Below are 21,697 nucleotides of genomic sequence, written 5' to 3' on the forward strand. Positions count from 1 at the left end.
ACGGTCGGGCGGTGAGGCTCGGGTTGCCCTCGTAGCGAGCCGTCCCACGTTCGCTACCGGTCGGTAACTTACTCTACGTCAATACCGGCGGTACCGGCACGAGGGAGGTTCGAGCAGGGCGGATTACCCGTCCGAGTCGTGGTACTCGAGCACCGGCTCGCGGGCGATCACGTCGCCACGCACGGTGATGGTCAGGGCGTCCTCGTCGAGCGCGTACTTCCGCACGCCGCGGCCCGCGGTGTAGCCGTCCTCCGTGGCCTTGGGGTTGGCGAAGTCGAGCGGTGTGTCGTCGCTCCGCCGGGCCTTCGAGTAGAGCCGACCCGACGCGGTCCGGCAGACGACGATCGCCGACTCGGCGGTGCGTGCCACGGTCACCGCGGGATCGGTGCGATCGCAGCGCGGCCCGCCGAATCCGAACCCCTGCTCGTCGACGACGCTCACGGGCGCGGGCGGCGCGTTGGTCGGCGGGGATGACGTCGTCGGTGGTGGTGGCGTCGTCGTCGGCGGCGGGGCGGGGGTGTGCGCGGGCGGCGGCGCCGCGTCGGATCGCCCGGCGTCGGGCAGCCACGCCACGCCTGCCGCCGCCAGGGCGGCGAGCACCGCGCAGGCGGCGAGCGGAACGAGCAGCCTGCGTCCCCGCGCCGGTGCCGGGACCGCCGCAGGCCCCGTCGGCGTTGGCGCGGCGAGATGCCTGGTCGGGGCGGGCGGGGCCTGCGGCGACGGGGGCGGCGCGGGGGTCCCCGCGCCGAGCGCGGAGCGGGCGGCGGCGGCCAGCGCATCCGAGGACGGGAACCGGTCGGCGGGGTTCTTCGCCATCGCCCTGGCGATCACCGCATCCAGCGCGGGGGGCAGTTCGGGCCGCGCCGCCGTGACTCGGGGTGCGGGCAGGTTCAGGTGCGCGTGCACGAGGTGCGCGGTGTCCGAACCGGGGAACGGTGCGCGGCCGGTCAGCAGGTGGTAGAGCGTGCAGCCGAGCGCGTACTGGTCGCTTCGTCCGTCGAGCGGCCGCCCCTCCAGCTGCTCCGGTGCGGCGTACTGCAGGCTCGCGACGACGGTGCCGGTCCGCGTCAGTGCTGGCGAGTCGAGGCCCTTCGCGATCCCGAAGTCGGCGAGCAGTGCCCGTTCCCGCTCACCGGGGCGGGGGGCGGTGAGCAGGATGTTCGCGGGCTTGACGTCGCGATGCAGCACCCCCGCGCGGTGTGCGTGGTCGAGGGCGCGGGCGATGTCGGCTGCGATCGCGATCGCCCGATCGGCGGTCATCGGGCCCCGCCGCAGCGGTGTGGCGGCGTCGGTCCCGTCCACGTACTGCATCGCGATCCAGAGCCGGTCGCCGCCCCGGTGGGGGACGGACCCGCGGTCGAGGACCGCGACGATGTTCGGATGGTCGAGCCGCGCCGCGTGGTCGGCCTCGCGCAGCACCCGGTCCCGACCCTCGCGGGTCCGCGTCAACGATGGGTCGGGGAGCTTCAGCGCGACCAGCCGGGGCAGGCTCGGATGTGCGGCCAGATAGACGCTGCCCATGCCGCCGGCGCCCAGCAGGCGCTCGATGCGATACCCGGCCACCACGCTGCCCGGTCGGAGTTCTCGCGCGTCGATGCCCACACTCCTGACCCGGTCCGTTTCGCTCGGCGGTCAGCATATCCGTCCCATCCGCGTGGTGAACGCCACAGCCCCGATGCACGCGCGATCGCCGGGGAATGTCGGTGCGGGCAACGGAACGTGAACGGTCCGCGCGCCGGGAGTGGCCTGCCTCACCGCCGGCGCGGAACCGTCGGTGATCTGCCTCACCGCCGTGTCGCGGCCGCGGGCCCGACGGTGGATGCGGGCACCGGTGGCGGCGGCATCCCGATCATTGTGTCTGACAACGAGGTTCACAGGTACGTGGTCGGGGCGCCCCGATTCGCGTCGGTGACCTGTGCTGTCGAGAACCAGTGGTGCCTCGAATTGTCAAGGCCGTGAACGGTTTCGCGTCCCATCGTAGGTTTATCTCGGGTCGGGGGATCCGCCGCGACCGCACTGTATGGGAGGACACATCGTGGGATCTGCTGAAATCGTGACCATCGTCAGCGCCGTGTCGAGCATCGTCTCGATCCTGGACAAGATCAGCTCGGGCAGCTCGGTGGACGGCGGCGCGTCCGGGTCGGCGGCCAGCACCGCGTAGCGGGTCGGGCGGGGCCGGTCGTGCCGCGCACGCCCGCCCCGCCGTCGTCCGATCAGATCGGAGATCGGCCGGTGCGGATGCGCCACCGCAGGTCGGCCATCAGATAGTTGTACGGAAACTCGCGGAGCGGCGATGGAAGCAGTCGGTTTACCCCGGCGACGACCCGCATCAGCCGGTCGAACCGCCGCTGGTCCCTGCTGGTCCACGAGTAGCGCATCTGGTCCCGGAACTCCTGCGGGAGAAAGCCCTTGGTGATGAAGAGGTTGAGCGGGCCGAGGAGCCGCGCGAGGATCGGATGCGCGAATCCGGCGCGGGCGATGATGTCGAGGTGGGCGCGGACGGCATCGTCGATCGACACCTTCGTCAGCGACTCGGTCCAGTACTCCTCGAAGGCGTCCCGGTTCGCGGGCCACATCTGCTGCGTGACCTGAAGGGTCGTGCCGAACACGGCGCCCCGCTGGTAGTAGTACTCGCGCTGGGCGGGGGTGTACTCGCCGCGCAGGACCCGATGGGTGTCCTCGAAGCCGCGGTAGATGCAGGCCGCGACCCACAGTTGCAGCTCCGGATCGAACGCGTTGTACTCGACCGGACTGGCCTCGCCGGAGCGCACCTGGGCGTGTGCGCGATTGACGCCGCGGCGGAACAGTTGCTTCTCCTCGTCGGTGCCCAGCGCCGCGACCGCCAGGTACTGCAGGGTGGTGCGGCTGCGCTTGATCGGATGGTCGAACAGGCGACCGGACTCGACGGTGCTCTCCATGACGCCGTAGCCGACGCCCGGCCACGAGAGCTGCATGATGACGTTCGCGGCGCCCGCCATCAGCGAGATCCCGTCGATCTGTGCGAGCACGGGTCCGCCGTCGATCGCACGAATGCTGCCGCTCGGCGCGGGCTTCCGTGGTGTCTTTCCGTCCCGTGGTGTCTTCCCGTTGCTTCGCTGTGTCACCGACATCTGCCCCTCCAGATCCAGTACTGGCGTCGCCGCCATCGGGCTTATCTGAGTACGACTGTAGTCACATATATGTGATCGGTCCAGGGAATCGGCCATCGTGGTGGAAGGATGGTCGGCATGACGTCGTCGGCGCGGGTGTACGCGGGGGTGGACGGGGATCGGCGGCGCGCCGAGCGGCGCGCGCAGCTGATCGAGGCGGGCCTCGACCTGCTCGGCGCGGCGGAGGGGGAGCCCGTCGTCTCGGTGCGCGGGGTCTGCAAGCACGCCGGGCTGGCGACCCGCTACTTCTACGAATCCTTCCCCGACCGTGACGCGTTCGCCGTCGCCGTGTACGACCACGCCACCTCGCGGATCGCCGAGTCGACGCTGCGGGCGGTCGCCGAGGCTCCCCCGCAGGAGCGCGCACTGGTCCGGGCCTGCGTCGCCACCATCGTCCGGGACGTCTCGGCGGACCCGCGGTTGGGCAGGCTCGTGTTCTCCGGCCCGGTCACCGCGGTCCTCGCGCGGCGGCGGCTCGAATCCGCGCGGATGTTCGTCGGGCTGACCACCGCGCAGGTCGTCGACTTCTACGATCTGCCTGCGGGGTCGGAGGTCGACCTCGTCGCGCACTTCGTCGTCGGGGGCCTCGCGCAGATCCTCACCGCGTGGCTCGACGGCGCGGTCGACGTCGACACCGACGTGCTCGTCGAACGGTGCACCGACCTGATGCTCGCCGTCGCCCCGATCGTGTAGGTCAGTGCCCGCCGAGGGCCTGTGCGAGAACGGGTGCCGTCAGCTCTCGCTGCCAGGGTCGGGCATCGCCCGCCGTCAGCGCCGCGTCGACGAACGCCGTCAACGTCGCGACGTCCTGGTCGCGGTGGTCGTCGGGAACGAAGTCCCAGCACAGCCTGCGCACCAGCTCCGGGGTCAGCAGGTTCTCCACCGGCACGTGCACCCGCTCGCCGAGTGCGGCCATCGCGCCCCGCGCCGCGGCGAGGCGATCCGCCGCCTCCGGATGCTTGCGGGCCCACCGGTTCGCGGGCGGCGGCCCGGTGAAGGGCTGGGTCACCGGCGGCAGGTCCGACTCCGGGAGGGCGCGGGCCCGCTCGAGCGCCTGCAGCCAGGTCCGGGAACTGCGACGTTGACGGGGCCCCCCGAACACCGGGAGCGCCCGCAGCGCATCGATCGATCTCGGGTTCGCGCTCGCGGCGGCGACGATCGCCGAGTCCGGCAGGATCCGTCCCGGCGCGATGTCGCGCCGGGCGGCGATCTCGTCGCGGGCCTGCCACAGCTCGCGGACGGCGGCGAGCTGCCGGGGCGACTTGAGCGAGTGGATCTGGGAGGTGCGACGCCACCGGTCCGGCTTCGGCTTCGGCGGGCCTGCGAGGCGGACGTGCTCGAATTCCTCCGCCGCCCAGCGGGTCTTGCCTTGCGACGCCAGCTCGGCGGCCATCGCGTCGCGCAGCTCCACCAGCACCTCGACGTCGAGCGCCGCGTAGTTCAACCAGGACTCGGGCAGCGGGCGGCGGGACCAGTCGTCGGCGCCGTGTCCCTTGCGCAGTTCCAGGCCAAGCATCCGCTCGACGATGGCCGCCAGCCCGACCCGCTCGAAGCCGGCCAGCCTGCCCGCGAGTTCGGTGTCGTAGAGGGCGGTGGGGCGCAGCCCGAGCTCGGCCATTCCCGGCAGGTCCTGGTCGGCGGAGTGCAGCACCCACTCGAGCGGGTTGATCACGTCGGCGAGCGGACCGAGATCGGCGGCGATCGGGATCGGGTCGACGAGGACGGTTCCCGCCCCCGCCCGGCGGAACTGCAGCAGGTACGCGCGACCGGAGTAGCGGAAGCCCGACGCCCGCTCCGCGTCGACGGCGAGCGGACCCGTTCCGGCGGCGAGCCGGTCGGCGGCTGCGGCGAGCAGTCGCGGCGAGTCGACGACCTCGGGAACACCCTCTGCCGGGGTCAACAGCGGCACCGCGGACGTCCCACCCGACGCGGGGGAGTGGTCCGAGGTCGATGCGTCGTCCGAGGTCGCTGGCATGACTGCTGACTCTACGACGTGCGTGCCGCCGCCAACCCCGGGGTGTGGTCCCTGCGCATGGTCGGGATGATTCAGATCGGCGTTTCGATACCCGTGACCGGAGTTCTCGGGTAATCTCGAATTTCGTTACGATTCAATCGAAATTGTCCGTTTCGGCGGAGCTCTCGGGCGGCACCGCGCTACGGTGAGGCCCACCGCGGCGAACGAGAGGTGTACAGATGGCCGGTCCTTCCGCACTTGCGTCCGTTCCCGGCTTCTCCCCATTCGGTCCGATGTCCCGGTTCGGGGAACTCGCGCCGGTGGGGTCGCTGCCACCCGGACGTGACGTCGAACTCCCGGGTCGCGGCAGCACCTACGTGCTCGACACCGGTGAGCGGGTCGACCAGGACCGGCCGACCCTGGTGCTGCTGCACGCGCTGGCCTGCACGGCCGCGCTGACCTGGTACCCGGTCATCGATGCGCTCGCGACCAAGGGGCGGGTGGTCACACTCGACCAGCGCTGGCACGGCCGCGGCATCCGCTCGGACCGCTTCACCCTCGAGGACTGCGCCGACGACGTCGCCGCGCTCGGCGACGTGCTCGGCCTCGACCGGTTCGTCGTCGTCGGCTACTCGATGGGGTCGCTCGTCGCGCAGCTCGCCGCGCGCGCCCACCCGGACCGGGTCGCGGGCATGGTGCTCTGTGCGGGCACCACCGGATTCAAACGCAATGCCAGGGAACGGATCGCGCTCGACGCCCTCAATGGGTCGATGGCCACCCTGCGGCCCGGGGCGGGGCGCCGTCCGGAGGTGGACGGCGACCCCGTCGGCAGGCAGCGCGAATGGCTGATGGGGCAGTTCCGCAGCACCAGCCCCGGCGCGGTCGGCCGGGCCGTCGCCGAGGTCGGCAAGTTCGACTCGTCCGGCTGGATCGCGGACCTGACCCTGCCGACCTCGGTGGTGGTCACGGCCACCGACCAGGTGATCCCGGCGCGCAGGCAGCACTGGATGGCCAGGCAGATCGCGGGCGCGGCGACCTACGAGGTGCAGGCCGGTCACGGGGCCTGCGTGCTTGCCGCGGACGAGTTCAGGTCCGGGCTGATGCCCGCGGTCGCTTCCGTGACTTCGCGCGTGCGGCCTTGACCAGTTCGTCGAGCGCGGGGCCGAAGGCGTCGGTCAGGTCCCACAGTCGCGGGGCGAGCTCCCGGCAGGACACCGCGCCGACGTTCAGCGTGCCGTCGAGCGACATCACCGTGATGTTCAGCCCGTTGCCGTGGAAGATCGGTCCGAGCGGGTACATGGCCGAGATCCGTGCACCGAGGAAGTACAGCGGCATCGGCGGCCCCGGCACGTTCGAGACGATCAGGTTGGTGACCACCGGATGCCGCTCGGCGAGGCGCAGCGTCGAATAGGCGCGCATCACCCCGCCGAACAGGGTGGGTGCGGCGAACTGGGACCAGTCCTGCAGCAGGGTGGCGCCGAGCGAGGCGTTGTGCGACTTGACCATCGTGTTGTGGCTGTTGGCCTGGAGCAGCCGCTCGACCGGGTCGTCGATGCCGGTCCCGAGCTGGGTGAACATGCCGGAGATCTGATTGGTCCCCGGCCGGTCCGAGACGTCGTGCACGGAGACCGGGACCATCGCGACCAGCGGGCTGTCGGTCAGTTCGTTCCGGTCGTCGAGGTAGCTGCGCAGCGCGGTCGCGACCAGCGCCAGGACCACGTCGTTGACCTTGACGTCGAAGGCGTTCTTCACCAGCTTGACCTTGTCCAGGTCGAGTTGGGTCCAGGCGAGGGTGCGGTGCGCGGTGATCGCGCCGTTGAACGAGGTGCGGGGCGCGGTGAACGGGGCGGGCATCGCCTCGCCGCGGCGGGCCCGGCGGATCCACCGGGGGAGCAGGGCGACCGCGCTGGGGAGCGCCTTCACCAGATCGACCGGGCGGCCGAGGAAGCCGAGCGCACCGCTCACCGCGAGGTCGAGGGTGCTGCCCTTGCCCGCGTCGCGCTGGCTCGGGTCGGGGTCGGGGCGCGGGGCGTCGGGGGTCAGGCTGCACAGCTGCGACATCATCCCGGCGCCCGTGACGCCGTCGACGTTGGCGTGGTGCATCTTCGACATCACCGCGACCGAGCCGTCCTCGAGGCCCTCGATGATCCACATCTCCCACAGCGGGATGGTCCGATCCATCTGCTGGCCGGCGATGTGCGCGCACAGCTCCTCGAGTTCCTCGCGACCCCCCGGCGCGGGGACGGCGACGCGGTGCAGGTGGCGGTCGAGGTCGAAGGTGGAGTCCTCCACCCAGGCCGGGTGGTCCAGGTTGAACGTCGAGTCGAATAGTTTCCGCCGGAAGCCGGGCATTCCTCGAATGCGTGCTCCCAGTTCAGCTTTCAGGCCTGCATAACTGTACCCGCCGGGTACCGTCGAGACGTCGAGGACGATCAGGCCGCACACGTGCAGCATCTGCGTCGGCGTCTCGAGGTAGAGGAAGGTGGAATCCAGACCGCTCAGTCTCTCCATGGCGGACATAGTAGAACGTGTTCTAGATTGTTCTAAGGAAATGGTGAGAGCCGCGTGTCGTCGACCCCGTGAAAGGTGTCCCATGAGTAGATCCTTCCTGGTCAGGCAGGCCGTCAACGCGGCAACCGCCGTCAACGCGCTGCGGCCCGTCCCGGGGATGCCGACCTCGATCCCGGCGTTCCTCAGCGGCTGGCTCACCTCGGAACTCGCGCCCGCTCAGCTGCTCGCCACCGCCGTCGACGCGGGCGTGCACGTGGCCCGGCACGGCGCCCGCACCCGAAGCGACCGGATCGGCCTCGCCCTCGCGGCGACGTCCGCCGCCGCCCTCGGGACCGGCATCGTGACCGCGCACCGCGCGGGAGCCGAGATGGCGGCGGCGCTCGCCGACATCGACGTACCCGCCCCGACGGAGCTGCTCGACTGGGGGGCCGCGCTGCGCCCCTTCGCGTTCACCCGCCCCGACGTCCGGATCGTCCGGAACCAGGCCTATGCGCCGGGGGGACGCCGATTCCTCGTCGACGTCTACCACCACCGGGACACCCCGCCGAACGCCCCGATGCTGCTGCAGATCCACGGCGGCGGCTGGGTGATCGGCAGCAAGGACCATCAGGGGCTGCCGCTGATGGCGGCGCTCGCCTCCCGCGGCTGGGTGTGCGCCGCGGTGAACTACCCCCTCTCCCCGAAGGCGGTGTGGCCCGACCAGCTCGTCGCGCTCAAGCGCGCGGTCGGGTGGCTGCGTTCGGAGGGGCCGCGCTTCGGCGGCGATCCCGGATTCCTCGCCGTCACCGGGGGCTCCGCGGGCGGTCACCTGGCGGCGATGCTCGCGCTGACCGCGAACGAGCCAGCCCTGCAGCCGGGGTTCGAGGACGCCGACACCGCGGTCCAGGCCTGCGTGCCGATGTACGGGGTGTACGACTTCGCCGGGGACACCGGCATCAAGGCGGTGCGGCAGCGGGTGGAGTCACCGCTCAGCGAGATGGTCCTCGGCAAGGGCGCCGCGTTCCCCGAGGCCTACCGGCTGGCGTCCCCGCTGGCCCACCTGCGCGCGGATGCGCCGCCGTTCCTCGTCGTCCACGGCAGCAACGACTCGTTCATCCCGGTCGCCGAGGCGCGGGAGTTCGTTCGACGGCTGCGCGCGGCGTCCGAGAACCCGGTCGGCTATGCCGAACTGCGCGGCGCGCAGCACGCCTTCGACATCTTCCACTCGATTCGCACCGACCAGGTGGTGCTCGGCGTCGGGGCATTCCTGGAGTCGGTGCGGGCGTCGGTGCGGACCGGGCCCGGTGACCTGGTCAGCGACCGAGTGGGGTGACCCCGGCGGGCGGGAGGCCCGCCGCGGCGGCGAGAACCTCGCAGAACGCCTCCACGTGCGGGGCGAGGGAGGGGCTCGCCGCGGTCCAGGACGCGCGCACCTCGAGCTGATGGGCCTGCGGCGGCCCGGCGATGTCCCCGTACCGGACCGAACTGGTGGCGGTGACGGTGCCGCCGAGGGCGGTCACCTCCTCGTGGTGGGCGGCGAGCGCATCCACCAGCCAACTCCAGGCGACCTCCGGGAGCAGCGGGTCGGCGGCCAGGTCCGCCTCCAGGTCGGCCTGGATGTACGCGACCAACCGCATCGTCCCGTTCCATGCCTCGTCGCCGGCGGGGTCGTACAGCAGGATCAGTCGACCGAAGGCGTCGCCCTCGGGCTCCTCGGCGGTGCCGTCGGTGTCCGGATGGCGGACCTCGGCGCCGATCGCGTAGCTGTACGGCGCGAGCCGCTGCGGGGGGCGGATCGGACCGATCTCGATCTGCGGATGGACCGATGCCGTGTGCATCGAGTCGACGGCGCTGCGGAACTGCGCTGGCTCGGCGTTGGGTCCGGACATGGTCACAGCTCGGACGGTAGACGGACCCCCGCCGTGGGCGGGGGAGGCGCGCCGGACCGGTACGTTCGTCCCGGTCCGCGCCGTCCGTTGGGGGTGCGGCGGGCGGATCTGGCAGCATGGCCCGCAGAGGACGAATCGGGCGACGAGCGTTGGGACACATGAGCGATCTGGAAGACACGAATTCGGCGATGACCAGCGGGGCGCGGTACCCCTATCGCAGGCACCTGCCCGACGCGCCGCTGCTCGCCGCGGCGACCGGGCGGACCCCCAGCCACCGCCCGGTGTGGTTCATGCGTCAGGCCGGGCGGTCGCTGCCCGAGTACCGCGAGATCCGCTCCGGCATCGGAATGCTCGAATCCTGCTTCCACCCGGAGTTGGTCTGCGAGATCACCATGCAGCCGGTGCGCAGGCACCGGGTGGACGCCGCGATCCTGTTCTCGGACATCGTGGTTCCGCTCAAGGCGGCCGGGGTCGATCTCGACATCGTCGCGGGCACCGGGCCCGTCGTCGCGAACCCGGTCCGCACGAGCGCCGATGTCGCGGCGCTGCCGCGGCTGCGTCCCGAGGAGGTCGGCGCGGTCACCGAGGCGATCTCGCTGCTGACCACCGAACTCGGCGACACCCCGCTGATCGGGTTCGCCGGCGCCCCGTTCACGCTGGCGTCGTACCTGGTCGAGGGGGGCCCGAGCCGCAACCACGAGCGCACCAAGGCGCTGATGCACTCGGACCCGAAGACCTGGCATGCGCTGCTCGGTGCGCTCACCGACACCACGATCGCGTTCCTGCAGGCGCAGCTGCACGCGGGCGTCGACGCGGTCCAGCTGTTCGACTCGTGGGCCGGTGCGCTGTCGCAGGCCGACTACCGCAGGTACGTGCTGCCGCACTCGCAGCGGGTGTTCGCCGAGGTCGCCGAGGCGGGCGTGCCGCGGATCCACTTCGGGGTCGGCACCGGCGAACTGCTCGGCGTGATGGGGGAGGCGGGCGCCGACGTCGTCGGCGTCGACTGGCGGATTCCGTTGGACGAGGCCGCCCGCCGCGTCGGCCCCGGCAAGGGCCTGCAGGGCAACCTCGACCCGGCCGTGCTGTTCGCGGGCAGGCCGGCGATCGAGCAGGAGGTCCGCCGGATCGTCGGCGAGGCCGACCGGGCGCTCGCGGCAGGCGCGACCGGACACATCTTCAACCTCGGGCATGGGGTGCTCCCCGACACCGATCCTGCGGTGATCACCGACGTCGTGGAGCTGGTGCACTCGCTGTGACCACGATCGCGGTGGTCGGTGGCGGCATCTCCGGCCTGGTCGCCGCGTACCGGCTGCGGACGACTCTCGGTCCGGACGCCCGGATCGTGGTGCTTGAGGCGTCCGACCGGTTCGGCGGCAAGCTGCGCACCGTCCCGATCGCGGACGGGCCGGTCGACGTCGGGGCAGAGGCGTTCCTCGTCCGCCGCCCCGAGGTGCTCGACCTGCTCACCGAGCTGGGGCTGAGCGACCAGGTCGAACACCCGTCCGGTGCGCGACCGTTGATCTGGGCGGACGGGCGGCTGCACCCGATGCCCGCGGGCACCCTGATGGGCATTCCCGCCGATTCCGGATCGCTTGCCGGACTCGTCGACGCGGCCACCCTCGCGCGGATCGACGCCGAGCCGACGCTGCCGTTGGCGTGGGACCGCGGCGGCGACGTCTCGGTCGCCGCCCTCGTCGGGTCGCGGTTCGGCGAGCAGGTGGTGCGCCGCTCCGTCGACCCGCTGCTCGGCGGCGTCTACTCGGGGCTGTCCGACACGGCGGGGGTGCGGGCGACGATGCCCGCGCTGGCGGCCGCACTGGACGCCGGGTCCGCCAGCCTCACCGCCGCGGTCCGCCGCGCCCTGCCGCCGCCGTCCACCGCCCCGGTCTTCGGCACCCTCCGCGGCGGATACGGGACGCTGCTCGGCGCGCTGCGGGCGGCGGCCGCCGCCGAGTTCTGCGCGCACACCACCGCCGCCGGGCTGCGCCGCGCGGGCGGCCGCTGGCGGGTCGACCCGATCGGAGAGGTGGACGGCGTGCTCGTCGCGCTGCCCGCCGACCGGGCGGCGACCCTGCTCGCCGATGCCGCGCCTGACGCCGCGGCGGCGGCAGGCCGGATTCCGGTCGCGTCGTCGGTGGTGGTGACCCTCGGGTTCCCGAAAGAGTCTGCGCTGCCGCAGAACTCGGGAATCCTGGTCGCGACCGGCGAGGGTCTCGCCGCGAAGGCGTTCACGCTGTCGGCGCGGAAGTGGCCGCACCTCGGCGCCCGCGACGCCACCCTCGTGCGCGCCTCCTTCGGCCGGTTCGGGGACGCCGCGATCGTCGACGCCGACGACGAGCAGCTGATCACCCTGGCCCGCGCCGACATCGCCACCGTCACCGGGGTCGGCGACCAGCCGGTCGCGTCGTTCGTCCAACGCTGGCACGGCGGTCTGCCGCAGTACCGGGCCGGGCACCTCGGGATCGTGGCGGACCTCGAGTCCGCGGTCGCCGGGATCGACGGACTCGAGGTCGCCGGGTCGATGCTGCACGGCGTCGGCGTTCCGGCCTGCGTCCGGTCGGCGACGACGGCGGCGGCACGGCTCGCGGCGACGGTGGCAGGATAGGGCCATGGCACGCCTCGACTACGACAAGCTCAATTCCACCCTGCGCTACGCGATGTTCTCCGTGTTCCAGGTCCAGCCCGGGGTCCTCGGTGAGGACCGCGCTGCCGCGGTGAAGAACGCGCGGGACTTCTTCGACTCGTTCAACGAGACCGACGTGATCGTCCGCGGGATCTACGACGTCTCCGGTCTGCGCGCGGACGCCGACTTCATGATCTGGTACCACGCCGAGAAGCTCGAGGACCTGCAGAAGCTGTACGCCGACTTCCGGCGCAGCACCGACCTCGGGCAGGCCAGCGACCCGGTCTGGTCGAACGCCTGCCTGCACCGTCCCGCCGAGTTCAACAAGAGCCACCTGCCCGCGTTCGTCGCTGGCGAGGAGCCGGGCGACTACATCTGCGTGTACCCGTTCGTCCGCTCCTACGAGTGGTACCTGCTGCCCGACGCCGACCGCCGCAAGATGCTCGCCGACCACGGCAAGGAGGCCCGCGACTACCCGGACGTGCGGGCCAACACCGTCCCGGCGTTCGCGCTCGGCGACTACGAGTGGCTTCTCGCGTTCGAGGCTCCCGCCATGGACCGGATCGTCGACCTGATGCGGGACCTGCGGGCCACCGAGGCCCGGATGCACGTTCGGGAGGAGACCCCGTTCTTCTCCGGTCCGCGGGTGTCCATCGAGCAGCTCGTCAACGCCCTGCCCTGAGCCCCGTCCCGAGCTTCCGGCAGCCCTGACCTCGGCGGGCCGCACCCGCGGTGGCACACTGGCCACCGTGGGTGCGCAGCCGGTCCGGCGTCAGCAGATGGCGCACTGGGGGATGTTCGAGGCGGAGGCCGCCGACGGTGACATCGTCGCCGTGCACCCGTTCCCCGGGGACGCCGACCCGTCGCCGATCCTCGACAACGCGATCGGATCGGTGCGGCACCGGGCGCGGATCGCCGGGCCCGCCGTCCGCCGCGGCTGGCTCGAACGGGGTCCGGGGCCGTCGGACCGGCGCGGCGCCGACGAGTTCGTCGCGGTGTCCTGGGACGAACTGATCGAACTCCTCGCCGGCGAGCTGCGCCGCGTCGTCGACCGGCACGGCAACCGGGCGATCTTCGGCGGCTCCTATGGGTGGTCCGCGCCGGGGCGGTTCCATCACGCGCAGAGCCAGGTGCACCGGTTCCTGAAGATGCTCGGCGGCTACACCCGATCGGAGAACACCTACTCGCTGGGTGCGACCGCGGTGATCATGCCGCGGGTGATCGGCACCCACTGGAAGCTGTTCGCCCGCGCCACGAACTGGGACGTGATCGCCCGCGAGACCGACCTGATGGTGTGCTTCGGTGGTGTCCCGCTGAAGAACACCTACGTCAACGACGGCGGCACCAGCAACCATCCGACCCGCGGCGCCCTCGACGCCCTGCGGGCCCGCGGCGGGGAGATCGTCTCGATCAGCCCGCTGCGCGACGACATTCACGGTGCCGCGCGGTGGCTGGCGCCGCGCCCGGGCAGCGACGTCGCGATCATGCTCGCGCTGTGCCACGTGCTGGCCACCGAGGGGCTGGCCGACCGCGGGTTCCTCGGCCGCTACACCACCGGATACGACCGGTTCGAGGACTACCTGCTCGGCCGCGCCGACGGGGTCCCGAAGGACCCATCGTGGGCGGCCGACCGGTCGGGTCTGTCCGCGCGGACGATCACCGACCTCGCCCGCCGGATGGCGGCGGGCCGCACCCTGGTCACGGTGACCTGGTCGCTGCAGCGGGTCCGGTTCGGCGAGCAGGCGCCGTGGGCGGGTATTACCCTCGCCGCGATGCTCGGCCAGATCGGCCTTCCCGGCGGCGGATTCGGCCACGGGTACGGCTCGATGAACGAACCGGGCCTCGCCCCGGTGCCGTACCCGCTGCCGACCCTGTTCCAGGGGCAGAACCCGGTCCCGGAGTCGATCCCGGTGGCGGCGATCTCGGATCTGCTGCTGCACCCGGGCGCGCCGTACGACTACAACGGGGAACGGCGCACCTTCCCCGACATCCGCCTCGTCTACTGGGCGGGCGGCAACCCGTTCCACCACCACCAGGACCTCGGCCGGCTGCGGCGGGCCCTGGCCCGCCCCGACACGATCGTCGTGCACGACCCGTACTGGACGCCGATGGCCCGCCACGCCGACATCGTGGTGCCGTCGACGACCTCGCTGGAGCGGGACGACCTGACCTGCACCCGCAACGATCCGCTGCTGGTCGCGATGCAGGCCGCGGTGCCGCGGTACGCGGACAGCCGCGACGACTACGAGACGTTCTCGCTGCTCGCGCACCGGCTGGGCTTCGGGCCGAGATTCACCGAGTGCCGCACCTCGGGGGAGTGGATCGAGCACCTGTACGAGCAGTGGCGCGGGTTCGTGCTCGCCGACGGCGGCGAGGCACCGGAGTTCGACGACTTCTGGGCGCGCGGCCACGTGCGGATGCGCACCGAGGACGAGCTGACGCTGTTCGAGGACTTCCGTGCCGACCCGGATCGCAACGCGCTGCGGACCCCGAGCGGGCGGATCGAGGTCTTCTCCGCCGACATCGACGGCTTCGGCTACGACGACTGTGCCGGCCACCCCACCTGGTACGAGCCCGAGGAGTGGCTCGGCGGCGACCGGGCGCGGCGATTCCCCCTGCACCTGATCGCGAACCAGCCGCGGACCAGACTGCACGGCCAACTCGACCACGGGCCGGTCAGTCAGGCGTCGAAGATCCGTGGCCGCGAACCGATCCGGATGCACCCCGACGCGGCCGCCGCGCGCGGCGTGCTGGCGGGGGAGGTGGTCCGGGTGTTCAACGACCGCGGCGCGTGCCTGGCCGGGGTGGTGCTCGACGACGGCATGCGGCCCGACGTGGTGCAACTGTCGACCGGCGCCTGGTACGACCCGCTCGACCCCGACGACCCGACTTCGCTGTGCGTGCACGGCAATCCGAACGTTCTCACCGCGGACGTCGGGACGTCGAGGCTGGGCCGTGGCAGCACCGGTCAGCACGCGCTCGTGCAGATCGAACGGTTCGACGGGGAGCTGCCGCCGATCCGTGCCCACGACCCTCCGGTACTTCGTTTACGTCGGTGAACGACCTCTCGCGGGCGGGCGTCCCGGCGTAGCGTTGTCCGGCATGAACCGTCACGTGCTGTCGGGACGCCGCCCGCGAGCGGCCGCCGCCGCGCTGGCGTTGACCTTCCTCGCCGCGGGCTGCGCGGACCCCGGGAACGACACCGACACCACGACCGCCACCACAACGACCAGCGCGGTGGCCGCCCTCGACCAGGCCGACCTGCAGACGGCGCTGGAGGCGGGAGCGAAGGAGTTCCTGCTCCCCGGGGCGGTCGCCCTGCTGCGCACCCCCTCCGGCACCGTCACCGCGACCTACGGCAGCACCGAACGGGGCGGCGGCAGACCGGTGTCCGTGAGCGACCGCATCCGGGTCGGCTCCAACACCAAGACGTGGACGGCGACGGTGATCCTGCAGCAGGCGCAGGAGGGGAAGCTGGCCGTCACCGACCCGGTGTCGCGGTTCCGGCCGGACGTGCCGAACGGTGCGAACATCACCATCGAACAGCTGTTGAACATGCGCAGCGGCCTGTTCAACTACAGCGAAACGGCGGAACTGAACGAGGCGTTGGACACCGAGCCGCAGCGGGTGTGGACCCCCGAGGAACTGCTGGCCCTCGCGTACCCGCACCCGCCGTACTTCCCGCCCGGGCAGGGCTACCACTACTCGAACACCAACTACGTGCTGCTCGGCCTGATCGCCGAACAGCTCGACGGCAGGTCCCTCCCGGAGATCTACCGGGACCGGATCTTCGACCCGGCGGGGCTGACCGGTGCCGTCTTCCCCGCGGCCACCGACACCGCGCTGCCCGCCCCGTACTCGCGCGGCTACTTCTACGGCAGCAACGTCCTGACCATGCACGACCCGGCGCTGCCCGCCGACATGCAGGCCGCTGCCAGGGACGGCAGCCTGGCACCGCAGGACGTCACCGAGCACAACCCGTCCTGGACGTGGGCGGCGGGCCAGGGCGTCGCCACCGCCGACGACCTCGCCACCTGGGCCGAGGCACTGACCGACGGCACCGTCCTCGACCCCGACATGCAGGCGCGGCGGCTGGCCAGCATCGAGCCGACCGACCCGGCGAACCCGCAGGCCGCGGGCTACGGCTGGGGCATCGCGAAGATGGGCCCGATGTACGGGCACACCGGCGAACTGCCCGGCTACAACTCGTTCATGGGTTCGGACCCGGACCGCGACGTCACCCTCGTCGTGTGGGCGAACCTGGCGCCGGGCGTCGACGGTCGCGATCCCGCGTCGAGCATCGCGAAGGACCTGATCGAGCAGATGTACCCGAAGTGAGTCCGGCTACGGCGCGGGCACCAGGCGCAGCGAGATCGAGTTGATGCAGTACCGCTGGTCGGTGGGGGTCGGGTAGCCCTCGCCGTCGAAGACGTGCCCGAGGTGGCTGCGGCAGTTCGCGCACAGCACCTCCACCCGGCGCATGCCGAGCGAGTCGTCGGGCCGCAGCAGCACCGCATCCGAGTTCGCCGGATCGAAGAACGACGGCCACCCGCAGTGCGAGGCGAACTTCTCCGTCGAGGTGAACAGCAGCGCATCGCAGGCGCGGCAGTGATACTCCCCGGTGGTCGTGGTGTCGGTGTACTCGCCGACGAACGGCCGTTCGGTCCCCGCCTGCCGGAGCACCTGGTACTCCTCGGGGGTGAGCCGCTCGCGCCACTGCGCGTCGGTCAGTTCGAACCCGGGGCCGCGATCGGAGTCGGAGGTCATGCCTCCACGCTACCGACCGGCGGTCAGCCGACCGGAACCTTCTCCGGTTCCGGGGCGTCGTCGTCGAAGACCGGATCGATGCCGCGGTCGAGCCGCCCCTCCCGGCGCGCGGTCAGGTAGCGCGCGCCGAGCACCCCGCCGATCACCAGCAGCAGCAGGCTCCAGCCGAGGGTGGTCTTCATGTACTCGGCGGCCCGCCCGGTCGCCGGGAATCGGCCCGACAGCCAGCTGTCCAGGGTCATGAACCCGTATACGGCCAGCCACGCGGGCCAGTTCCGCATCACCGAGTTCCGCAGCACCACGGTCATCAGCAGCGGCAGCAGCAGCATCGAGTAGTACATCTGCCCGAGCGACCCGAGCAGGAACGACGCCGTCATCAGCACGCCGGAGGAGGTGGCGAGGAAGAACAGCCGATCGTCGCGGTAGTACCGGTACAGCAGCCACAGCGACACCAGCACGACCGCCGCGAACACCGCTCGCAGTCCCAGGATCAGCCACGTCGGCAGGCCGTAGTAGGCGCCGTTGCCGACGATCGCCGAGTTGAAGTAGTCCCGCGATTCCATCAGGTACGGCAGCGTGTGGTGCACGAACTCCATCGGATCGACCGCCAGCGGCCACGCGATCGCGGTCAGCACCACCGGAACACCGATCGCGGTGACCAGCGCCCGCCACTGCTTGGTCACCAGCGGCAACAACAGCAGCGGCGCGAGGACCGGTTTGATCGCGAGCGTCAACCCGATCGAGACACCGGCCCAGGTGTCCCGACGCCGCAGGAGCAGCAGCAGGAACGCCACCTCGCCGAGCAGGATCACCCCGTTGATGTTGGTGAAGACCAGCGTGTTCGTCACCGTCTCGCTGGCGAACATGCCCAGCAGCAGGATCGGCGCCGCCACCGAGTTCAGGGCCAGCCCGAACATCTTCAGCAGGAGGTATCCCGCGATGATCACCGCGACCGCGTTACCGAGAATGAACAACCAGCGGGACCGCTCCGGGTCGATGATCGCGATCGGCGACAGCAGCAGGGTGCCGCTCGGCGCATACAGGTAGTGCGGGTCCACCCAATTGAAGTTCGCGGTGTATACCGGCTGCCGGTTCAGGAACGCCAGCGCCGCTCGATACACCGTGGTGAAGTCGTCCGTCCGTGCCCCATTCACGGCCTTGACGAGCACCCGGTGCAGGACCGTCATGATCGCGAGCGGCCACAGCGCGAACGTCACCACCTCGGCCGTCGTCCGGGCGGTGCGGGGTTCGAGCTGTCGAAGGAACACCGTGGCACGGTACCCGACCGGGGGCGGTGAGCCGCCCAAGACACCCGTGACCGGCCGCAACTCAGCCCGGGCAGGCGCCGCCGTCCGGCGGAAGCACCCCGGTGTCGGCGTAGCCCGAGACGGCGAGCTGCACGCAGTCGGAGTGCGCGAGCGCGGGATGCCCCGAGCCGAGCCACGCCACCGTCGCCGTCCGCGTCCCGACCGCGGCGAGCACCCCCGCCGCCGCCGACGCGCCGTCGCCGGCCACCGGGTCCGCGGCGCCCGCGATCGTCAGGGTCGCGCTCGTCGCCGCGGACGGCGCCGGGGCGGGCGGGGTGGTCGGCCACGACGCGCACAGCAGCATCGACAGCGCACCCTCGGGACCGAACACCGGGTAGCGCTCACCCCACTGCGTCATCAGCTCCCGGACCCGCCCCGGCGTCGGCCACTGCCGCCCGTCCGAGCAGCGCGCAACGAACTGCCCGTCGGCGAGGGTCGCGGCGGCGGCCGCGTCGATCCGCTGCTGCAGGGCAGCGGTGTCGCCGCGTCCGGCCGCGGCGAGCACGTCCGCGAACGCGCGGACCTGTGCCGAGATGTCGCCGCGCGGGGACCCGAGCTGGTCGGTCAGGGCGACCAGGAGCGCGTTCGCGGAGATCGGGCCCAGCTCACCGCGGCGCGCCCGGTCGGTCAGGTCGGCGACGGCCGCCGCCGGATCCGGGCCGAGCGCGCACTCGAGGGCAGCGCACTGCCGGGCGAACGCGGCGAGGGCCGCCTCCCGCCCGCGCACCACGGCCTCGGTCGCGGTGGCGGCGTCGGCGCCGAGCACCGACGGGGAGTCCAGCACCAGCCGCCCGATCGCGTCCGGATGCGCTGCCGCGTAGGCCGCGGCGACCTCGACGCCGGAGCCGGTCGCGAGCAGTCCGATCCGGTCCACCCCCCACGCGCGGCGCAGCTGGTCGAGATCATCGGCGGAGTGCGACGGGTCGAAGGCCAGTTCGTGCGGCTGCAGGAAGTCGGTGCACAGGGTGGTCGCGTCACGGCCGAGCGCGTGCACCGTGTCGACCGCGTCCCCGTCGTCGATCGGGGGTGGAGTGAACTGCCCGAGGTCGAGCATCGCCTGCCGCGGCATCGGTGTCCTCGGATCACCGCAGTCGATCGGCGTCGACGTCCCGATGCCGCGCCGGTCCACCGCGACCAGCGGACGCGAGGACAGCAACGTCCCGACCGGTCCCGCTGCGAGCGCGGCGAGGGTGCCGGTCGACGAGCGATCGGAGCCGGACGTCAGCACCAGCGGGGCGGCGTCGTCCGGGGTCTGGGGAAGCCGGGCGCGCAGCGCGCCGAGGGCGAACGAGCCGGGCATCGAGCCGGACGGGTCGATCGGGGCCGCCAGCTCCGAGCATTCGAGCACCAGCCCCGGCGGGCCGGGCGGCAGCCCCAGCGTGCCCAGCGTCGACGCGGTGCAGTCCCGCCAGTCCAGATCGCGCACCGGGACGGGTAGTTCGGGCTCGGTGCCGGGCACCGTCCCGCTCGGCTCGGGGGTGGTGCCGTCGCGATGCTCGACCACGGCGACGTCCGGTCGGACGCTCGGCCCGGCGCCGCACGCGCAGCACACCGCGATCACCAGTGCCGCCAACCCCACTCTGCGCATGCGTCACAGCCTGCCAGGTCGCGGACGCAGCCAGCGGGTCAGGATCGTCCCGTCCCCGTCGGCGAGCACGTGCGCCCGCTGCATCGGCCTGCGGGTTGCATTCGGCGACAGTGCAATTCGTCCCGAGCCGCCCGCGGTCAGCACCGGCGAGGTGGTCAGGCACAGGTCGTCGACCGCGTCGTCGCCGAGCAGCCGCCCGAACAGCGACGGCCCGCCCTCGCAGAGCACCCGGTGCAGGCCGCGTTCGGCGAGCACGGCGAGGACCGACGAGGTCGGGACGTCGGTCTCGCCGACGACGAGGACCGTCGCGCCGGCGCGGGCGAGGGCGTCGACCCGTTCGGCGGGTGCACTGCGCACGGTCAGGATCAGCGGCGGGACGTCGGTGTCGGTCAGCAGTCGGGACGCCGGATCGAGGTCCGCGCTCGCGGTGACGACGGCAACTGGGGGCGCCGGTGCCCGGCCCGTGGCCCGCCGCCGGTCCCTGGCCGCGGCGTCGGGCCGCGCGCCGCCGTAGTTCTCGCTCCGCACCGTCGCCGCCCCGACCAGAATCACGTCCGCCAGCTCCCGCAACGCGACGAACACCCGGCGATCCGCGGGCGTTCCGAGCCCGCCCGAGGTACCGTCGGCGGTGACGGCGCCGTCGATGCTCGACACGAAGTTCACCCGGATCCACGGTTCGGTGAGATCGTCGGGGTACGCGTACAACTCGCGGATCGCGTCGTCATCGAGTGGTGCGCGCGCCGGTGTGAGTAATCCCTCAATATCGATACGCTGCATGGAGTCGATAACAGCACGTCGATAGGCTCGATGCATGCAGCAGCGCCTTGTCGATCGTAATCCGGTGGTTCACGCCGATCAGTTGGTCGCGCAGATGGTCCCGCCTGCGATGTTCGACGAGGTGAGCTTCGGGTCGTACATCCCGGACCCCAACGAGCCCAGCCAGGCCGCCGCCGTGCGCAAGGCCGAGGAGTTCGCGGGCAAGATCGCCAAGATTCGCTCCGGGGGCCGGCGCGGACTATTCGGCAAGAAGGCCCCGTCCACCGGCGCGGGCCTCTACCTCGACGGCGGCTTCGGTGTCGGCAAGACCCACCTGCTCGCATCGATTTTCCACAGCGCACCGAGCCCGAAGGCGTTCGGTACCTTCGTCGAACTCACCCACGTCGTCGGCGCCCTCGGCTTCAACAACGCCGTCGAGCAGCTGTCGAGCCACAGCGTGCTCTGCATCGACGAGTTCGAACTCGACGATCCGGGCGACACCATGCTCGTCTCCCGGCTGCTGACCGAGCTGTCGGCCCGCGGCGTGTCGATCGTCGCGACCTCGAACACCCTGCCCGGCCAACTGGGCGAGGGCCGGTTCGCCGCCCAGGACTTCCTGCGTGAGATCAAGAAGCTCGGCGCGATCTTCGAGACCATCCGCGTCGACGGCCCCGACTACCGGCACCGCGACCTGCCGCCCGCCCCCGAACCGATCTCGTCGGCGGAACTGCGCGAGCGCGCCGAGGGCACCCCCGGATCCACCCTCGACGACTTCGACGAGCTGTGCACGCACCTGAGCACCCTGCACCCGTCGCGCTACAACAAGCTGATTCAGGACGTCACCGCGGTGTTCCTGGACGGGGTGCACCCCGCGCAGGACCAGTCCGTGGCGCTGCGCCTGGTGGTCCTCGCCGACCGCCTCTACGACGCCAGCATCCCGGTCACCGTCTCCGGCGCGAAGCTCGACGAGATCTTCACCCCGGAGATGCTCGCAGGCGGCTACAAGAAGAAGTACCTGCGCGCCACCTCGCGCCTGCTCGCGCTGTCCCGGTTCGAGGTCCCCGCCTAGCTGCGCGCCGCGCCCGTGGGGGGAGTTTCCCCCCCCCGGGGGGGAAGTCACGCACCACGCCGCAGGAGCACCCGCCCGGGGTTAAGGGGGACGCTTTAGGGAGAA

At 71.9% G+C, this 21,697-nt stretch carries 19 protein-coding genes; 10 read left to right on the top strand and 9 right to left on the bottom strand.

Going from position 1 to position 21,697, the window contains the following annotated elements; translation table 11 throughout:
* Window positions 1-123: 123 nt before the first annotated feature.
* Window positions 124-1,602 (bottom strand): serine/threonine-protein kinase, encoded by a 1,479-nt coding sequence (locus ACFWQG_RS20005; RefSeq protein WP_378509398.1) that lies wholly within the window; start codon window positions 1,600-1,602, stop codon window positions 124-126.
* A gap of 433 nt (window positions 1,603-2,035) precedes the next feature.
* Here ACFWQG_RS20005 and ACFWQG_RS20010 point away from each other — a divergent pair, with 433 nt between their 5' ends.
* A complete protein-coding gene (locus ACFWQG_RS20010; protein WP_378509399.1) occupies window positions 2,036-2,161 on the top strand; it encodes a hypothetical protein in 126 nt (41 codons plus the stop codon).
* A gap of 52 nt (window positions 2,162-2,213) precedes the next feature.
* On the opposite strand, the gene ACFWQG_RS20015 is transcribed toward ACFWQG_RS20010, so the two are convergent.
* Entirely contained in the window at window positions 2,214-3,110 is an 897-nt protein-coding gene (locus ACFWQG_RS20015; protein ID WP_378509400.1) for an oxygenase MpaB family protein, read from the bottom strand.
* Between the two features lie 108 nt (window positions 3,111-3,218).
* Between ACFWQG_RS20015 and ACFWQG_RS20020 the strand changes: the two genes are divergently transcribed.
* Complete coding sequence (locus ACFWQG_RS20020; RefSeq protein WP_378509401.1) at window positions 3,219-3,842, top strand: TetR/AcrR family transcriptional regulator; 624 nt, start codon at window positions 3,219-3,221, stop codon at window positions 3,840-3,842.
* Between the two features lies 1 nt (window position 3,843).
* Here ACFWQG_RS20020 and ACFWQG_RS20025 read toward each other — a convergent pair whose 3' ends face one another.
* Window positions 3,844-5,124: an HRDC domain-containing protein gene (locus ACFWQG_RS20025; protein ID WP_378509402.1), complete on the bottom strand. Its 1,281-nt coding sequence runs from the start codon at window positions 5,122-5,124 to the stop codon at window positions 3,844-3,846.
* A gap of 218 nt (window positions 5,125-5,342) precedes the next feature.
* On the opposite strand from ACFWQG_RS20025, the gene ACFWQG_RS20030 reads away from it, so the two are divergent.
* Window positions 5,343-6,245, top strand: a complete 903-nt coding sequence (locus ACFWQG_RS20030) for an alpha/beta fold hydrolase (RefSeq protein WP_378509403.1) — start codon at window positions 5,343-5,345, stop codon at window positions 6,243-6,245.
* On the opposite strand, the gene ACFWQG_RS20035 is transcribed toward ACFWQG_RS20030, so the two are convergent.
* On the bottom strand, window positions 6,190-7,614 hold the full coding sequence (locus ACFWQG_RS20035) for a wax ester/triacylglycerol synthase family O-acyltransferase (protein WP_378509404.1): 1,425 nt from the start codon (window positions 7,612-7,614) through the stop codon (window positions 6,190-6,192). The genes ACFWQG_RS20030 and ACFWQG_RS20035 overlap by 56 nt on opposite strands.
* Before the next feature lie 82 nt (window positions 7,615-7,696).
* Between ACFWQG_RS20035 and ACFWQG_RS20040 the strand changes: the two genes are divergently transcribed.
* Entirely contained in the window at window positions 7,697-8,926 is a 1,230-nt protein-coding gene (locus tag ACFWQG_RS20040) for an alpha/beta hydrolase (protein WP_378509405.1), read from the top strand.
* Here the strand turns inward: ACFWQG_RS20040 and ACFWQG_RS20045 are convergent.
* Window positions 8,907-9,482 carry a DUF3000 domain-containing protein gene (locus ACFWQG_RS20045; protein ID WP_378509415.1) on the bottom strand — a complete coding sequence of 192 codons (576 nt, stop codon included), beginning with the start codon at window positions 9,480-9,482 and terminating at the stop codon, window positions 8,907-8,909. The genes ACFWQG_RS20040 and ACFWQG_RS20045 overlap by 20 nt on opposite strands.
* Before the next feature lie 158 nt (window positions 9,483-9,640).
* Between ACFWQG_RS20045 and hemE the strand changes: the two genes are divergently transcribed.
* The 5 genes from hemE (at window position 9,641) to ACFWQG_RS20070 (ending at window position 16,443) form a co-directional block, all read left to right on the top strand.
* On the top strand, window positions 9,641-10,738 hold the full coding sequence (hemE, locus tag ACFWQG_RS20050) for a uroporphyrinogen decarboxylase (RefSeq protein WP_378509406.1): 1,098 nt from the start codon (window positions 9,641-9,643) through the stop codon (window positions 10,736-10,738).
* Window positions 10,735-12,087: a protoporphyrinogen oxidase gene (locus ACFWQG_RS20055; protein ID WP_378509407.1), complete on the top strand. Its 1,353-nt coding sequence runs from the start codon at window positions 10,735-10,737 to the stop codon at window positions 12,085-12,087. The genes hemE and ACFWQG_RS20055 overlap by 4 nt, the downstream gene beginning before the upstream one ends.
* A 4-nt stretch (window positions 12,088-12,091) precedes the next feature.
* Entirely contained in the window at window positions 12,092-12,787 is a 696-nt protein-coding gene (gene hemQ, locus ACFWQG_RS20060; RefSeq protein ID WP_378509408.1) for a hydrogen peroxide-dependent heme synthase, read from the top strand.
* A gap of 97 nt (window positions 12,788-12,884) precedes the next feature.
* Window positions 12,885-15,164 (top strand): molybdopterin-dependent oxidoreductase, encoded by a 2,280-nt coding sequence (locus ACFWQG_RS20065; protein ID WP_378509416.1) that lies wholly within the window; start codon window positions 12,885-12,887, stop codon window positions 15,162-15,164.
* A 43-nt stretch (window positions 15,165-15,207) separates the two neighbouring features.
* On the top strand, window positions 15,208-16,443 hold the full coding sequence (locus ACFWQG_RS20070; protein ID WP_378509409.1) for a serine hydrolase domain-containing protein: 1,236 nt from the start codon (window positions 15,208-15,210) through the stop codon (window positions 16,441-16,443).
* A gap of 6 nt (window positions 16,444-16,449) precedes the next feature.
* On the opposite strand, the gene msrB is transcribed toward ACFWQG_RS20070, so the two are convergent.
* The 4 genes from msrB to ACFWQG_RS20090 form a co-directional block, all read right to left on the bottom strand.
* Window positions 16,450-16,872, bottom strand: a complete 423-nt coding sequence (msrB, locus tag ACFWQG_RS20075; protein ID WP_378509410.1) for a peptide-methionine (R)-S-oxide reductase MsrB — start codon at window positions 16,870-16,872, stop codon at window positions 16,450-16,452.
* A 23-nt stretch (window positions 16,873-16,895) separates the two neighbouring features.
* Window positions 16,896-18,140 carry a glycosyltransferase family 87 protein gene (locus ACFWQG_RS20080; protein ID WP_378509411.1) on the bottom strand — a complete coding sequence of 415 codons (1,245 nt, stop codon included), beginning with the start codon at window positions 18,138-18,140 and terminating at the stop codon, window positions 16,896-16,898.
* A 61-nt stretch (window positions 18,141-18,201) separates the two neighbouring features.
* A complete protein-coding gene (locus ACFWQG_RS20085; RefSeq protein ID WP_378509412.1) occupies window positions 18,202-19,767 on the bottom strand; it encodes an alpha/beta hydrolase in 1,566 nt (521 codons plus the stop codon).
* Window positions 19,768-19,770: 3 nt separating this feature from the next.
* Entirely contained in the window at window positions 19,771-20,544 is a 774-nt protein-coding gene (locus tag ACFWQG_RS20090) for a pyrimidine reductase family protein (RefSeq protein WP_378509413.1), read from the bottom strand.
* A gap of 34 nt (window positions 20,545-20,578) precedes the next feature.
* On the opposite strand from ACFWQG_RS20090, the gene zapE reads away from it, so the two are divergent.
* Window positions 20,579-21,592 carry a cell division protein ZapE gene (gene zapE, locus ACFWQG_RS20095; RefSeq protein WP_378509414.1) on the top strand — a complete coding sequence of 338 codons (1,014 nt, stop codon included), beginning with the start codon at window positions 20,579-20,581 and terminating at the stop codon, window positions 21,590-21,592.
* Window positions 21,593-21,697: the final 105 nt, after the last annotated feature.

Origin of the sequence: Rhodococcus sp. NPDC058532, from assembly GCF_042719255.1 — a bacterium.
Lineage (GTDB): Bacteria > Actinomycetota > Actinomycetes > Mycobacteriales > Mycobacteriaceae > Rhodococcus_G.

What these genes read in the sequence shown, in the direction of transcription:
- zapE (WP_378509414.1), top strand. Translation starts at nt 20,579, where the DNA reads ATGCAGCAGCGCCTTGTCGATCGTAATCCGGTGGTTCACGCCGATCAG.
- ACFWQG_RS20065 (WP_378509416.1), top strand. Translation starts at nt 12,885, where the DNA reads ATGGCGCACTGGGGGATGTTCGAGGCGGAGGCCGCCGACGGTGACATC.
- ACFWQG_RS20040 (WP_378509405.1), top strand. Translation starts at nt 7,697, where the DNA reads ATGAGTAGATCCTTCCTGGTCAGGCAGGCCGTCAACGCGGCAACCGCC.
- ACFWQG_RS20045 (WP_378509415.1), bottom strand. Translation starts at nt 9,482, where the DNA reads ATGTCCGGACCCAACGCCGAGCCAGCGCAGTTCCGCAGCGCCGTCGAC.
- ACFWQG_RS20090 (WP_378509413.1), bottom strand. Translation starts at nt 20,544, where the DNA reads ATGCAGCGTATCGATATTGAGGGATTACTCACACCGGCGCGCGCACCA.
- ACFWQG_RS20015 (WP_378509400.1), bottom strand. Translation starts at nt 3,110, where the DNA reads ATGTCGGTGACACAGCGAAGCAACGGGAAGACACCACGGGACGGAAAG.
- ACFWQG_RS20025 (WP_378509402.1), bottom strand. Translation starts at nt 5,124, where the DNA reads ATGCCAGCGACCTCGGACGACGCATCGACCTCGGACCACTCCCCCGCG.
- hemE (WP_378509406.1), top strand. Translation starts at nt 9,641, where the DNA reads ATGAGCGATCTGGAAGACACGAATTCGGCGATGACCAGCGGGGCGCGG.
- ACFWQG_RS20070 (WP_378509409.1), top strand. Translation starts at nt 15,208, where the DNA reads ATGAACCGTCACGTGCTGTCGGGACGCCGCCCGCGAGCGGCCGCCGCC.
- ACFWQG_RS20035 (WP_378509404.1), bottom strand. Translation starts at nt 7,614, where the DNA reads ATGGAGAGACTGAGCGGTCTGGATTCCACCTTCCTCTACCTCGAGACG.
- ACFWQG_RS20020 (WP_378509401.1), top strand. Translation starts at nt 3,219, where the DNA reads ATGGTCGGCATGACGTCGTCGGCGCGGGTGTACGCGGGGGTGGACGGG.
- hemQ (WP_378509408.1), top strand. Translation starts at nt 12,092, where the DNA reads ATGGCACGCCTCGACTACGACAAGCTCAATTCCACCCTGCGCTACGCG.
- ACFWQG_RS20085 (WP_378509412.1), bottom strand. Translation starts at nt 19,767, where the DNA reads ATGCGCAGAGTGGGGTTGGCGGCACTGGTGATCGCGGTGTGCTGCGCG.
- ACFWQG_RS20030 (WP_378509403.1), top strand. Translation starts at nt 5,343, where the DNA reads ATGGCCGGTCCTTCCGCACTTGCGTCCGTTCCCGGCTTCTCCCCATTC.
- msrB (WP_378509410.1), bottom strand. Translation starts at nt 16,872, where the DNA reads ATGACCTCCGACTCCGATCGCGGCCCCGGGTTCGAACTGACCGACGCG.